Origin of the sequence: Nocardia sp. CNY236 (genome assembly GCF_000482385.1) — a bacterium.
GTDB lineage: Bacteria > Actinomycetota > Actinomycetes > Mycobacteriales > Mycobacteriaceae > Nocardia.
This window is the reverse complement of record NZ_AXVD01000022.1, coordinates 14,795-28,960: the sequence shown is the minus strand read 5'-3', so window position 1 is coordinate 28,960 and position 14,166 is coordinate 14,795. Positions and strand designations below refer to the sequence as shown.

Below are 14,166 nucleotides of genomic sequence, written 5' to 3'. Positions count from 1 at the left end.
ACTTCTCGCAGAATTCCGCATCCGACGTTCGCAACATATACGTGACACTTGTCCCGGATCATACCCTGGCGGTGGCCCTGCAGAATGGTCCGTACTAGCGTCGAGGGGTGGCAATGAGACTGTCAGGGAAGGCCGGACGCGCGCCGGCCACACGGGAATCAGGATTTGCCGCGCATCGGGCGGGTGTGGATCGGCTTCTGGCGAGCTACCGCGCAATACCCGACGGCGCCACCGTCCGGTTGGCGAAAAAGACGTCGAACCTTTTCCGAGCCAGGGCGCAGAACACCGCAGCCGGGCTCGACGTCTCCGGGCTGGACAAGGTCATCGCGGTGGACCCGGTCACCAAGACCGCCGAGGTCGCCGGCATGACGACCTACGAAGAGTTGGTCGCTGCGACCCTCCCACATGGACTGGCCCCGCTCGTCGTTCCGCAGCTCAAAACCATCACGCTCGGCGGCGCCGTCACCGGACTCGGGATCGAGTCCACGTCCTTCCGCAACGGCCTACCGCACGAATCGGTGCTCGAGATGGACGTGCTCACCGGCGCGGGTGAGATCGTCACGGCGACCCGGGACAACGAGCACGCCGATCTGTTCCGTGGGTTCCCCAACTCCTACGGGACCCTGGGCTACGCCGTCCGGCTGAAGATCGAACTGGAGACGGTGCAACCGTACGTTGCCCTGCGCCATGTGCGTTTCCACACGTTGCGCGCACTGCAGGAGACCCTCGCCACCATCGTCACCGACCAGGCCTACGCCGGCGAACCAGTCGACTACCTCGACGGTGTCGTGTTCTCCGCCGAAGAGAGCTATCTCACGCTCGGCCGCCGAACCGACGAGCCGGGCCCGGTCAGCGACTACACCGGGATGGACGTCTACTACCAATCGATTCGGCACCGCGGCGCCGAGGCCGACGGCCCGTCCCAGCCGCCCAAACGCGATCGACTGACCATCCACGACTACTTGTGGCGGTGGGACACCGACTGGTTCTGGTGCTCACGCGCGTTCGGCGCACAGAATCCGAAGATCCGCCGATTCTGGCCGAAACCCTACCGGCGCAGCAGCTTCTACTGGAAGCTCGTCGCACTCGACCACAAATACGACATCGGAAACAAGATCGAAGCTCGAAAAGGCAATCCGCCGCGGGAGCGGGTGGTTCAGGACATCGAGGTCCCGGTGCAGCGTACCGCCGACTTCGTCGAATGGTTTCTGCGCGAGATTCCCATCGAGCCGATCTGGCTGTGTCCGCTGCGTTTACGTGATTCCGGTCCCGACGATCGGGCAACCGACCGGGTCTGGCCGCTGTATCCCCTGAAACCGCGCCGGGCCTATGTGAATGTCGGCTTCTGGTCGTCGGTTCCCATTGTCCCCGGAGCACAGGAAGGAGCCGCCAATCGTGCCATCGAACGCACGGTTACCGACTTCGAAGGACATAAATCGCTGTACTCGGATTCCTTCTACGACAAGGATGAGTTTGCAGCGCTCTACGGCGGAAAACATTTCGCCGAGCTGAAGAAACGCTACGACCCCGACCAGCGTTTGCTGGATTTGTATTCGAAGGCGGTGCAACGCAAATGACGACATTCAAGGACCGTTCCGATGTCCTCGCCGACCTCGGAACCAAGCTCAGCATTGCCGAGATCTTCGAAACCCTCATCGAGGGCGAGGTTCCTATCCGATTGACGGCTTATGACGGCAGTGCGACCGGACCGGAGGATTCCGCGTTCGGGCTGGACATCAGGTCACCGCGCGGGATCAACTACTTGGTGACGGCCCCAGGCGATCTGGGAATGGCCCGCGCCTACATTTCCGGGGATCTGGTCGCCAGCGGGGTACACTCCGGCGATCCGTACGCCATCCTGAAGGCAATGGAGGGGCTGAAGTTTCGCCGACTTTCCGCACTGGCCCTCCTCACCATCGCGCGCTCGCTGGGCTGGGAGCGACTCAAGCCGATCGCCCCGCCGCCGCAAGAAGCTCTTCCGCGCTGGCGGCGCATCGCTTTCGAGGGCCTGCGCCACTCCAAGACTCGCGATGCCGAAGCGATCCACCACCACTACGACGTGTCGAATACGTTCTACGAACATGTACTCGGCCCGTCGATGACCTATACCTGCGCGGTCTACGGCGATGAAGAGTGGTCACTGGAACAGGCGCAGGAGAACAAGTACCGCTTGGTATTCGAGAAGCTGCGGCTGAAGGAAGGCGACCGACTGCTGGACATCGGTTGCGGGTGGGGCGGCATGGTGCGCTATGCCGCGAAGCGCGGTGTCGAGGTCATCGGCGCAACCCTGTCTACGGAGCAGGCGGACTGGGCTCAGAAGAAGATCGCCGAGGAGGGTTTGGCCGATCTGGCCGAGGTACGCCACTGCGACTACCGCGACGTCCCGGAGGACAATTTCGACGCGGTGTCCTCGATCGGCCTCACCGAGCATATCGGCGTGCAGAACTACCCGTTCTACTTCACCTATATCAAGAGCAAGCTGCGCGAGGGCGGCTTGTTCCTGAATCACTGCATCACCCGGCCGGGTAACACCCGCACCACCAAGGCCGGAGATTTCATCGACCGCTACGTGTTCCCCGACGGCGAATTGGTCGGCTCGGGCCGCATCATCTCCGAGATCCAGAACGTCGGCCTCGAGGTGTTACACGAGGAGAACCTGCGCGAGCACTACGCACTGACGCTGCACGAATGGTGCAAGAACCTGGTTGCGAACTGGGATGCCTGCGTCGCGGAGGCCGGAGAGGGAACCGCAAAGGTATGGGGCCTGTACATGGCCGGCTGTCGACTCGGCTTCCAGCGCAATGTGGTGCAACTGCACCAGGTACTCGGTGTCAAATTGCCCGACGACGGTAGCTGGACGGTTCCGCTGCGGCACTGGTGGCAGCCGTAGTCCGCTAGGTTCCGGTTCGACGGCCTCACACGGCCCGACTTCCGGCGTCGTCCAGGAGTTCGTCCAGAAACGCGGCAGGCACGTGCGTGTCGCCCAACTGGGTCGACGCCGGAAGGTCGACGCGCAGGACACGCAGAATGCCGACCACGCCCGGGCCGGCGTCCAACAGTGGCCTCGTCCAACCGAGGCCGGCACAGGTCGCCACTGCAGGTAGCAACAGCTTGGTAGCCTCGCCGACCCACCCGGCATCCGCCAGACATTCCGCGAGCAATAGCGAGGCATCCAGTTGCGCGCGTGGACGACGCCGCTCGAGCACATGGTCGTACAGTGCACGGGCGCGGCGCACCGCCCGATCTCTCGAGCCTTGCTCACGCTCGGCGAGTAGCAAACGGATCGCCGCCAGCTCTTCGGCCTCTGCGGTGAGTAACGCCGCCCCGGTCAGGCGGTGACCCGCCTGCAACGGCGTGGGCTCGCCGAAGTCGATGCTTCGGCGTTGGGTGGCGTCCAGCGGCAAGCCCAGCCGCAGCCGTTCGGATTCGATGCGTGCGCTCAATCGGAACAACAGGTTGTCCGCGGCCAAGCGGGCGCCCTTGTCCAACCGAGCGGCTGCGGTGAACAGGTCACCACGAATCGCCTTCACGCGGGCTCCGATGACAAAACTCGAGATCAGAAAGTCCACCGATCCCATCCGAGTGGCCAAGTCCTGGCTCTCGTCGAGCAAGCGATCGGCGGCGTCCAGGTCGCCGCTGCGATAGCTCAGCTCACCCAGGAGCGCACCGGCGATGTGGACGGTGTGCGAATGGGGCCCCGCCCGCTCCCGCGCAGCCTCGCACGCCTCCCGCAGACACCGATCCGCGGTGGCGATGTCCAGCTGCTCGTACGCGGCGGCCCCCTGGCCGCATCGGCCGAAGACGATGCCGAGCGGGTCTTTCGACCGCTGGTGGTATTGCTCGACCCATACCTGGGTCTGTATCGCACCGTCGAAATCGAACTCGCACAACCGCACGAATGTGGCCAGATTCGCCGCCGCCGAAACCGTCCACGCCGGCAATTCGTTCGGATGTTCCAAGCAGTGGCCGACCTGGTCCAGCACGCCATCGGTATGGTCACGGGCAACTTGGTCCGAGGCGGCGAGCACCGCCGCTTGGCAACGCTGCATCCGCATGTCGATATCGCTGGATGAGCCACCGGCCAGGATATTCGACAACCGGTTCAGTGCATTGCGGGCTGCGTCGGACTCCTGCAGGGTGATATTGGCTCGGGCCACTGCCATGAGCAACTTCGAGCGTGAAGCGACTTGTTGCATAGGCAGCTTGGACACGCTGTTCATCAGGGTGGCCAGCTGCGAGCCGTCGATCAGATCCATACCGCCGCCCTCGAGCAGGTCCAGGGCCATCTCCGGGTCCTGCGCCGCCAGCGCGTGATCGACCGATTTGCGCAATAGTTTGTTCTGCGAGTACCAATGCGAAGCCTTGCGGTGCAACGACTTCAATCTCTCCGGGTCGACGCGATCGAGCCGGCTGCGCAGGTACTCGGCGAACAGCGGCTGCATCCGGAACCATTCCGGGTCGTGATCGATGCGCCGGAGAAACAACTCGCGCTGCTCTGCCTGTTCGAGCAGCTGCTCTGCGTCCTTCTCGCCGGATAGCGCAGCGGCGAGCGAACCACACACCCGCTCGGTCACCGCGATCGACATCAGGAACTCGAGCATTCTCGGTTCCAGCGTGTCCAGGACGTTCTCGGCCAGATACTCGCGGATCCCATGATCGCCCTCGGACAAGGTGGCGATCAGCTCCACGGGGTCGGCCTGACCGCGCAACGACAAGCTCATGAGCTGGATGGCGGCCGGCCAGCCGTCTGTGGCCGTGTGGATTTCGGTGACCTGCTCGGGGGTGAGCGCAAAACCATTTCGCTCCACCAAGATCTCTCTGGTCTGTTCCTCGGTCAAGCGAAGCGCGGCCGAACCGATTTCGACGAGCTCGTCTTCCACCCGCATCCGACTCGTCGGAAGGCCGGACTGCTCTCGACTGGTCACCACGAAACGCAGGTGGTGACAACCGCTGTCCAAGAGGGCCTCCATCGCGTGATGCGCCCCGGCGTCGGTAATGCGATGCCAATCGTCGACGATCACCACGATGGTCTGGCCCGCGCTGTGGATCTCGTCGATGAGGGTGGGGATGACGAAGGCGGCGGCATCGGCTGGCCGTTCCTCGAGGACGCGGTCCAATCCGTTGCCGACGTCCGGACGTACCCGCCGGATCGCTTGGAGCAGATGGGCCAAGAACCAGATCTCGTTGTCGTCGTAGCGGTCGATTCCGATCCAGGCGACCGCGACCCCCCGCTCGGCGAGTTCGGCGCGCCACTGCGCGGCCAGCGTACTCTTGCCGAAGCCGGCCGGAGCATGGATCACAGCTAGTCTGCGCCGACCGCCCGCACGCAGAATGTCCAGCAACTGCGGGCGCGGCACCGGCTCGTGCGTGGGTTTCGGCGGACGAAACTTGGTCGCGGCAGTCGGCGGCATCGTCGAGGTAGCCATGGGCGGAGGTTGGTGCGGCCTGACCGGCCGCAGGGTCAACGGCCAACTGTGGCGCGCAGTGACCGCGGGTTGGGAGCCCGACCACGCCACCGTCGATTCGCCCACCGACGTTGTGAGCTTCGGTTCCGGTTCGGGCGCCACGGCATCCAGCAGCGCCATCTCGTCGGGCACCTCACCGTGCGCACGCTGCGCCGCACGCAGCATTTCACCGAACTCGTAGGCACTGGATGGACGGGCCGCCACGTCCTGGGCCATGGCTTCTTCGATAGCGGCGGCCACGTCGGAGGGAATGTCTTGTTCCCGAAGGTCGGGTACCGGCTGCGTCGTGATCCGCAGAAACTGCGCAACCACCCGCTCCCCCACCTGCCGCTCGAAAGCAGCATGTCCGGTGAGCAGGGCGAACAATGTTGCGCCCAGGCCATAGATATCCGATCGAACGGTCGGTTCGTCACCTTTGAGCACCTCGGGCGCAGTGAACGCCGGCGACCCGGTGATCAGACTGCTGGAGGTACGGAACGCGCCGGGAATCCGAGAAATACCGAAGTCGGACAGCTGGGGCTCGCCATAACCGGTGAGCAGGACATTGGCCGGCTTCACGTCCCGGTGAAGGATGCGCGCACGATGCGCGCTCTCGATCGCACCGGCCAGTTTCACCCCCGCCCGCAACGAGTCCGACCACGTCAACGGACCTTGATCCCGAATCAGCTTTTCCAACGACCCGCGCATGCAGTACGGCATCACGATCAGCGGCAGGCCGGTGGAGGTGACGGCCACCTGCAGAATGTCGACGATGTTCGGATGGCCCGACAGCCTCCCCATCGCTTGCTCTTCGCGAAGGAAACGTCCCCTGCTCTCCGGATCGATCTCCGAGGACAGCACCTTGACCGCAACCACCCGGTCCAAGGTGGTCTGGATACAGCGATAGACCACCCCGAACCCACCGTGGCCGATTTCGACCGCGCCGGACAGGCCCATCGCCTCGAGTTCATCGGTGATATCAGCGGACTCCATCAGGCGCGTAACCGATTCGGCCGCAGTCGATTCGGCTTCGTCCCGCCCCATATGCGCCTGTGGATTCACGGGATCACCTCGTCCTCGCACCCAACCAGAGACCAGCTGCGAGCCCGAACCGAACGTCACGGCGCCGGCCGGGACTACACATACTCCAACCTAGCGCGGCGCGAGAGCGCTGGGGAGTTCTTTCCTTCGAGGACGGGACCGGGCCGTCTCTGCGCAGGTCGACAGCATGGGGCGGGACACGACAAAGCCCGCCACCACAGGCGTGGTGGCGGGCTTACCGCTGCCTTCTACGCGATGGCTACTTGCGCAGCGAGGCCGGGACCTCGAAGCGCTCACCGTAGTGCTTGGCGAGATAGTCGGCACGGGCCACGAAAGCCTCCTGGCCACCCGGGTAGCCGACGATGAACTGGTGCACACCACCGGTCCATGCCGGGAATCCGATGCCGAAGATCGAGCCGATGTTGGCATCGGCGGTCGAGGTCAACACACCTTCGTCGAAGCACTTCTGGGTCTCGATCGCCTCCACGAACAGCATGCGGTCGATCAGATCCTGGAACGGGACCGAGTCCGTCGTGGTCTTGAAGTGTTCGCGCAGGCCGGGCCACAGACCGGTCCGCGTGCCGTTCTCGTCGTACTCGTAGAAGCCTGCCTTCTCCAGCCGGCCCGGACGCCCTTCGGACACCATGTAGTCGACGACGTCCGTCGCAGGGTGCCGTCTGCTCCCCATCGCGACGTCGCCCTGGCTCGCGGCCTCGCGGGTTTCGTTGGCGATCTTCTGCATGAGCTTGAGGTTCAGCTCGTCCGACAACTGCAGCGGCGCGGCCGGGTAGCCCGCCTGCAGCCCGGCCTGTTCGATGGTCGCAGGCTCGATGCCCTCGCTGAGCATGGCGATCGCCTCGTTGACGAAGGTGCCGATCACGCGCGAGGTGAAGAAGCCGCGGCTGTCGTTGACCACGATCGGAGTCTTCTTGATCGCCAGGGTGTAGTCGAACACTCGAGCCAAGGCCTCATCCGAGGTCTTCTCACCCTTGATGATCTCGACCAGCGGCATCTTGTCGACCGGCGAGAAGAAGTGGATTCCGATGAAGTCTTCCTGGCGCTTCACCCCGGTCGCAAGCCCGGTGATCGGCAGAGTGGAGGTATTGGAGCCCAGGAGTGCGTCGGCGGTGACGATGTCTTCGATCTCGTGGAACACCTTGTGCTTGAGCTCGGTGTTCTCGAAGACCGCCTCGATGACGAAGTCCACACCCGCGAAATCGGCCGGGTCGGCCGAGGGCGTGATCCGATCGAGCAGCGCCTTGGACTTCTCCTCGGTGGTCTTGCCGCGGGAGAGAGCCTTCTCCTCCAGCTTCACCGAGTAGCCCTTGCCGCGCTCGGCTGCTTCGATCGAGACATCCTTCAGCACGACCTCGTAGCCGGCCTTCGCGGAGACGTAGGCGATGCCTGCGCCCATCATGCCCGCGCCGAGCACGCCGACCTTGCGGATCTCCTTCTTCGGCACGTCCTTCGGCCGCGAGCCCCCGCCGTTGATGTGCTGCAAATCGAAGAAGAACGCCTGGATCATGTTCTTCGCGACCGGGCCGGTGAGCAGGTGCGTGAAGTACCGCGACTCGATCAGCGACGCGTTGTCGAAGTCGACCTGCGCACCCTCGACTGCGGCCGACATGATGGCGCGCGGCGCCGGCATGTTCGTACCCTTGAGCTGCTTGCGCAGGTTGGCCGGGAAGGCGGGCAGGTTCGCCGCGAATGCCGGCGACGAAGGGGTGCCACCGGGGATCTTGAAGCCCTTCTTGTCCCACGGCTGCACGCCCGCGTCCGGGTTGGCCTTGATCCATGCCTTCGCGGCCGGAACCAGCTCCTCGATGGAACCCACCAGCTCGTCGACCAGACCGATCTGCTTGGCCTTCGCCGGCTTGTTGCGCTGACCCTGCAGCAGCACCTGCATCAGGGCGGTCTGTAGGCCCAGCATGCGGACCGTGCGCGTAACGCCGCCGCCGGCGGGCAACAGTCCGAGCGTTGCTTCGGGCAGTCCGATCTGGCAACCCGGGACGTCGGCCACGATGCGGTGGTGCGTGGCCAGCGCGATCTCCAGACCGCCGCCGAGCGCGGCGCCGTTGATGGCGGCGACGACCGGCTTACCCAACTGCTCGAGGCGACGCAGCGGACTCTTGACCGCTGCCAGCTCGTCCATCAGGGCCTGGGCGTCGTTCGGGCCCACCTGCATCATGTTCTTCAGGTCACCGCCGGCGAAGAAGGTCTTCTTCGCCGAGGTCAGCACGACGCCGGCGATGCTGTCCTTCTCGGCCTCGAGTCGGTCGACCGTGGCGGCCATCGAGGTGCGGTACAGCTCGTTCATCGTGTTGGCGCCCTGGTTCGGATCATCCATCGTCAGCACGACGATGCCGTCCGCATCCTGCTCCCAACCGATCATGTTGGTTTCGCTCACAGCTCTGTGTCTCCTTGAATTATCAGCTGTCGGTTGGGCGTCAGACCCGCTCGATGATGGTGGCCACACCCATGCCGCCGCCGATGCACAGCGTGATCAGCGCGTAGCGGCCGTTGCGACGCTCCAGCTCGTCGACCATGGTGCCGGTGATCATCGCACCGGTCGCGCCCAAGGGATGGCCCATGGCGATCGCGCCACCGTTGACATTGAGCTTCTCGTCCGGGATGTCCAGGTCCTTCTGGAACTTCAGCACCACCGAGGCGAACGCTTCGTTGATCTCGACCAAGTCGATGTCATCGAGGGTCAGGCCAGCCCTGGCCAGCACCTTCTTCGCTGCGGGGGTCGGACCGGTGAGCATGATGGTGGAGTCGGCGCCGCTGGTGGCGGTCGCGACGACGCGCGCACGCGGGGTCAGACCGGAGGCTTTTCCAGCCTCTTCGGAGCCGACGAGCAGCAGCGCGGCGCCATCGACGATGCCGGAGCTGTTGCCGCCATGGTGGACGTGATCGATCTTCTCGACATAGTGGTACTTCTGCAGCGCCACCGCGTCGAAGCCGCCCATTTCGCCGATCATGGCGAACGACGGCTGCAGCTTGGCCAACGCCTCCGCGGTCGTGCCCGGGCGCATGTGCTCGTCGTTGTCCAGCACGACCAAGCCGTTCAGGTCCTTGACCGGAACGATCGACTTGGCGAAGTAGCCGCCGGTGGTTGCCGCGGCGGCCCGTTCCTGCGAGCGCACCGCATAGGCATCGACATCGTCGCGGCTGAAGCCTTCGACGGTAGCGATCAGATCCGCGGAGATGCCCTGCGGCACGAGGTAGGTGTCGTAGTTGGTCGCCGGGTCCATTCCCCAAGCGCCTCCGTCGCTGCCCATCGGCACGCGGGACATGGATTCGACGCCGCCGGCCAGAACCAGATCGTCGAAACCGGAGCGGACCTTCTGAGCGGCCATATTGACCGCCTCGAGCCCGGAGGCACAGAAGCGGTTGATCTGGACACCGCCGACGGTATCGGGCAGGCCGGCCACGATCGCCGCGGTGCGCGCGATATCAGCGCCCTGATCGCCGATCGGGGTGACCACGCCGAGGATCACATCCGAGATCTGGTCTTCGTCGAGGTTCGGGAAGCGACGGCGCATCTCCTGGATCAGACCAACGGTCAGGTCGATCGGCTTGACCGAGTGCAGCGAGCCGGTTTTCTTGCCACGGCCGCGCGGAGTGCGGATGGCCTCGTAAATGTAGGCCTCTGTGGTCATATCGGAGTGTTCCTTCCTAGAGGTGCGACGGCCGGACCCTCGTCCGTCCTCGGTGTGCAGCCACGCCGTTGGTGCGGCGCAGCTGCGGCTGACCTCGCCGATCGGCCTTGCGACCGACCGTTCCTAACGCTGTACAAACCGGTCGAACAACATCGGACGTACGCCTCGGCCACCCAGGTGTACCCGGGCATACCATAGAGCGAGGTCGTACCGACGTCGACGACTACCCACCGATGTTACCGCGCTGCGCGAACTCCGGTTAACTTAACGTCGACGCGACAGCGCTTGTCAACCATCCAGGGGCTCAACCATCCAGTGGTGTAGCACCGAGTTCACTCTTCAACAGTTCGAGCGCTACTTCGTCCGGGTCACGCCGATCGCTGGAAGCGACCGGCTCGGCCGCGGCGGCCAGCATTTCCTGCTCTTCCTCCGGTGTCGAGGCCGGGATAAATCCCGGCTCACCCCAGCCGGAACGCGTCGTGGACCCGCCGTCGGGCGGCGGCGCGTAGTGGGGCGCAGAGTCCACCGGCCGGGGATCGTCGGGCAGGTCGGGATAATCCGGTGGGGGGATATCGTCATCGGCATAGGGGTTGGGCGACCCCACCCGGTCTTCGTCGACGGGCTCGATCGGTTGCGCCCTGTTCTTCGCCTGGCTCGGACGGGAAAAACGTGGAGTGGTGGTATCGGCGCCGGCAGGTCCAGCCGGATGACCGGATTCTCCGCGCCCCGCCACTCGACTACCCGCCGACTCGTGTGTGCGATTCCCCGCAGCGGCGGATCGAGCCGGCACACCGCGCGGCGCGGGCGCAGCCACTTCCCACCGCACGTCATAGTCGTGCCCGAGCACCGCCCGCGTCGCCGCCCGCACCGCCTCCAGGTTCCGCGGATCCGACAATCGCTGCGCCAGCGGCGCGTGCTGATGCGCGAACACGATGACCGTGTCCTCGACCCGCGCGACGGCTGCGCCGGCCAACATCGCTTGCACGGCCGCACCGAATTCCCGGACCTTGGCGCGGATCTCGGCCCACGAGCCCTCCACCACACGCAACAGATCATCTCCGCGCAGCGCACCTGTGCTCTCGTCGTGCGCGACGGATTCTGCGGACACGACTTGTGAGGATCCACTCGGATGATCGGACAGCGCGCCCTGGGCAGTCGCACCCCCGGGCGAGGCGCCCGCACCTGCAGTCCGCGACGGACCAGCAGCATCGACGTCGGGCACGTCCACCGCGTCCTGCCGCGCCCGTCCCGCGGTCGCGTCGCCACGGGCACTACCCTGCTCGCGGCTTTCTCTACGCATCGCGGCCAACGCCTCCGCACCTCGTCGCCGCGACGGCGCCGATTCCGGTGCTCTCGGCGCAGGCGACTCCGACGGCGTCACCGGCGGTGACGAACCCCCGGGTAAGGCATCCGACGACCTGCCCCCCAGCCCTCGCTCGAGTCGTTCCAAGCGCTGCAGGGTAGCCGATTCGGCATCGGTGACCGACGGCAGCAACATGCGGGCACAGACCACCTCGAGCAACAATCGGGGTGCGGTGGCGCCGCGCATCTCGCCGAGAGCTTCGTGCAGGAGCTCGGCATACCGCGTCAGGGTCGCCGAACCCGATCGCTCGGCTTGCTCGCGCATCCGGTCGAGCACGTCACCCGGACCGGTGACCAGGCCGCGTTCGGTGGCTTCGGGTACCGCCCGAAGCAGGATCAGATCACGAAAGCGGTCGAGCAGGTCGACGGCGAAACGGCGTGGGTCGTGACCTGCCTGCATCACCCGGTCGACCGTGCCGAACAGTGCTGCCCCATCGTCGGTGGCCAGCGCTTCGACCGCATCGTCGATCAACACCACATCGGTGACTCCGAGCAGTGCAACCGCGCGGGCGTAGGTCACGCCCTCGGGGCCGGCGCCTGCCAATAGCTGGTCGAGCACGCTCAGGCTATCCCTTGGTGATCCGCCACCCGCGCGAATCACCAAGGGATACACCGCTTCGTCGACCGAAATCCCCTCCTGCTCACATACTCGGCCGAGGAGATCGCGCATGATCGAGGGCGGCAGCAATCGGAACGGGTAGTGATGGGTACGCGAACGGATAGTGGGTAATACTTTGTCCGGTTCGGTGGTCGCGAAAATGAAGATCAGATGTGCAGGCGGCTCCTCCACGATTTTCAGCAACGCGTTGAATCCCGCGGTGGTGACCATGTGCGCCTCATCGATGATGAATACGCGATATCGGGACTCGGCCGGGGCGTAGAAAGCGCGGTCGCGCAGTTCCCGGGTGTCGTCGACACCGCCGTGACTCGCGGCGTCGAGCTCGATGACATCTAGGTTGCCGTGTCCGCCCGGGCCGAGCGCCACGCACGATGGGCAGTTGCCGCATGGCGTGGATGTCGGGCCTTGGACACAGTTGAGCGATCTGGCGAGAATGCGGGCAGACGACGTCTTTCCGCATCCACGCGGGCCGGAGAACAAATAGGCATGATTGATCCGGCCCGTGTCGAGTGCAATGCTCAGCGGGTCCGTGACGTGCTCCTGACCCACCACCTCAGCGAACATCGACGGTCGGTACTTCCGGTACAGAGCCACGGTCCGAGGCTACCGGGAGCCACCGACGAACATTGCCCCACCCAGCGCAGCGATCCAGCGTCGACGGCGCACCGTTTTGTGATTCAAGTCACAACATTCAGGTCGCCTTCTTTGCGTCGAATTCCCCGCGCACACTTTAGCAACAATTGGGCAATCACTTTCATCGACTCGGGTAAATCGGAAAAACAATGTCGAATCACCGCTAATAGCTCGAGAAAGCGACTCGAAACCCGAATAGTGGAGGCTTTGGTGACATAACGAAACCGTCACCATGAGTGACAGCGATGCAATCTGCTAGCTAACGTGACAAGCGGCAACTTCGGTAGCCAAACCTTCATCAGGTTGGTGACCCCGGCCGGTCCCTCATCCCGGCCGGGGCACAACCAACGAGTTCGGTCCAGGGGTACAAGCGCGACCATTCCCACATCCGTCGGAGGAACCTCCACAGTGACGTCGTGTGACAACATCGCCGCCGCATGGCTGTCCGGTACCGACTTCGCGGACGATCGCGCCGCTGTTGCTCTGTTGAGCCGGGCCATCAGTCCGGCGGACTTCGCGATCAAGCGGGACTCGCTGCCGGTCGCCGCGGCCGCCGACCCGGCCACCGCCACCGCTATCCTGGAACTCCTCGAGCGGGGCCAGGTACCGACCATGGCCGCGATCCGCACCCTGAACACGCAGAACGAAATCCGGCGGCAAGCCGAACGAATCGAGCGCCTCGGGCGGCGAGCTCAACGCAGCATCGACGACTTCGGCCGGGTGCTGGCCAAACTCGCCGATGCTCACTGGACTGCGCACGGCTTCGGTCCCACTCGACGCGACGTCCTGTGCACCGAGCAGATCATGACACTCATCCGCACGCGCGTAGGCGACGTCCCGCCAGCGGCGGTCAAACATCTCTGGTTGATCGAACGCGCGCAGCGCGCCGGATGGATCGCCTCGAACGCCAACCCGCGTTCCCTGTGCGCCGCACGACGCTTCCATGCCGCGCAGTACGGCAACCGGGTGTCGCTGCGCCCGGTGAACACCATCGGCACGGTGATCGCGACCTACCTCACGGACTATCTGAACGAGCACGGCCATCCGCCACGCTGGTCGGTCGTCGCACAGGAGTTACGCGACGACCGCGGTCGACGAATCTTCCACAACACGGCCGACGCCCGCGCCCAGCAGCTCTGGCTGACCACCGCCGGGTGGGTGACCATGCGCGAGGGCCTGCCCATTCCCGGGCGCAGGGGCTCGAAGGCCATCCGAAGGTCCCGCGGCTGATCCACGTAAATCCCTGGATACGAACGCACCGACAGCTGATGGGTCGGACAAACCTCGACACGGTTCTGTTTGCAGTGTCCCAACCACCGCCGGAGGAATCAGTGAGCAAAGAAAGGAGCAACCGCATCAACGGGGGGCATGGCTGTATGGGGGGTGGACATGCAGCCTACATCTG

General features: G+C 64.8%; 7 protein-coding genes. 3 read left to right on the top strand and 4 right to left on the bottom strand.

Annotated features, from left to right (window positions below):
- The first annotated feature begins 113 nt into the window (after positions 1–113).
- Positions 114–1,577, top strand: coding sequence for an FAD-binding oxidoreductase (locus tag K940_RS0114155; protein ID WP_028478087.1), 1,464 nt, complete (start codon positions 114–116; stop codon positions 1,575–1,577).
- Positions 1,574–2,890, top strand: a complete 1,317-nt coding sequence (locus K940_RS0114150; RefSeq protein ID WP_028478086.1) for a class I SAM-dependent methyltransferase — start codon at positions 1,574–1,576, stop codon at positions 2,888–2,890. The genes K940_RS0114155 and K940_RS0114150 overlap by 4 nt, the downstream gene beginning before the upstream one ends.
- A gap of 25 nt (positions 2,891–2,915) precedes the next feature.
- On the opposite strand, the gene K940_RS28325 is transcribed toward K940_RS0114150, so the two are convergent.
- The 4 genes from K940_RS28325 to K940_RS0114130 all read right to left on the bottom strand — a co-directional run bounded on the left by K940_RS28325 (position 2,916) and on the right by K940_RS0114130 (position 12,722).
- Positions 2,916–6,437 carry a protein kinase gene (locus K940_RS28325; protein WP_369797510.1) on the bottom strand — a complete coding sequence of 1,174 codons (3,522 nt, stop codon included), beginning with the start codon at positions 6,435–6,437 and terminating at the stop codon, positions 2,916–2,918.
- A 307-nt stretch (positions 6,438–6,744) separates the two neighbouring features.
- Positions 6,745–8,892 (bottom strand): 3-hydroxyacyl-CoA dehydrogenase NAD-binding domain-containing protein, encoded by a 2,148-nt coding sequence (locus K940_RS0114140; RefSeq protein ID WP_028478085.1) that lies wholly within the window; start codon positions 8,890–8,892, stop codon positions 6,745–6,747.
- A gap of 40 nt (positions 8,893–8,932) precedes the next feature.
- Positions 8,933–10,147, bottom strand: coding sequence for an acetyl-CoA C-acetyltransferase (locus tag K940_RS0114135; RefSeq protein ID WP_028478084.1), 1,215 nt, complete (start codon positions 10,145–10,147; stop codon positions 8,933–8,935).
- Between the two features lie 304 nt (positions 10,148–10,451).
- Positions 10,452–12,722 carry a DNA polymerase III subunit gamma and tau gene (locus K940_RS0114130; RefSeq protein ID WP_028478083.1) on the bottom strand — a complete coding sequence of 757 codons (2,271 nt, stop codon included), beginning with the start codon at positions 12,720–12,722 and terminating at the stop codon, positions 10,452–10,454.
- Between the two features lie 447 nt (positions 12,723–13,169).
- Between K940_RS0114130 and K940_RS0114125 the strand changes: the two genes are divergently transcribed.
- Positions 13,170–13,991: a hypothetical protein gene (locus K940_RS0114125; protein WP_028478082.1), complete on the top strand. Its 822-nt coding sequence runs from the start codon at positions 13,170–13,172 to the stop codon at positions 13,989–13,991.
- Positions 13,992–14,166: the final 175 nt, after the last annotated feature.

What these genes read in the sequence shown, in the direction of transcription:
- K940_RS0114155 (WP_028478087.1), top strand. Translation starts at nt 114, where the DNA reads ATGAGACTGTCAGGGAAGGCCGGACGCGCGCCGGCCACACGGGAATCA.
- K940_RS0114150 (WP_028478086.1), top strand. Translation starts at nt 1,574, where the DNA reads ATGACGACATTCAAGGACCGTTCCGATGTCCTCGCCGACCTCGGAACC.
- K940_RS28325 (WP_369797510.1), bottom strand. Translation starts at nt 6,437, where the DNA reads ATGGAGTCCGCTGATATCACCGATGAACTCGAGGCGATGGGCCTGTCC.
- K940_RS0114135 (WP_028478084.1), bottom strand. Translation starts at nt 10,147, where the DNA reads ATGACCACAGAGGCCTACATTTACGAGGCCATCCGCACTCCGCGCGGC.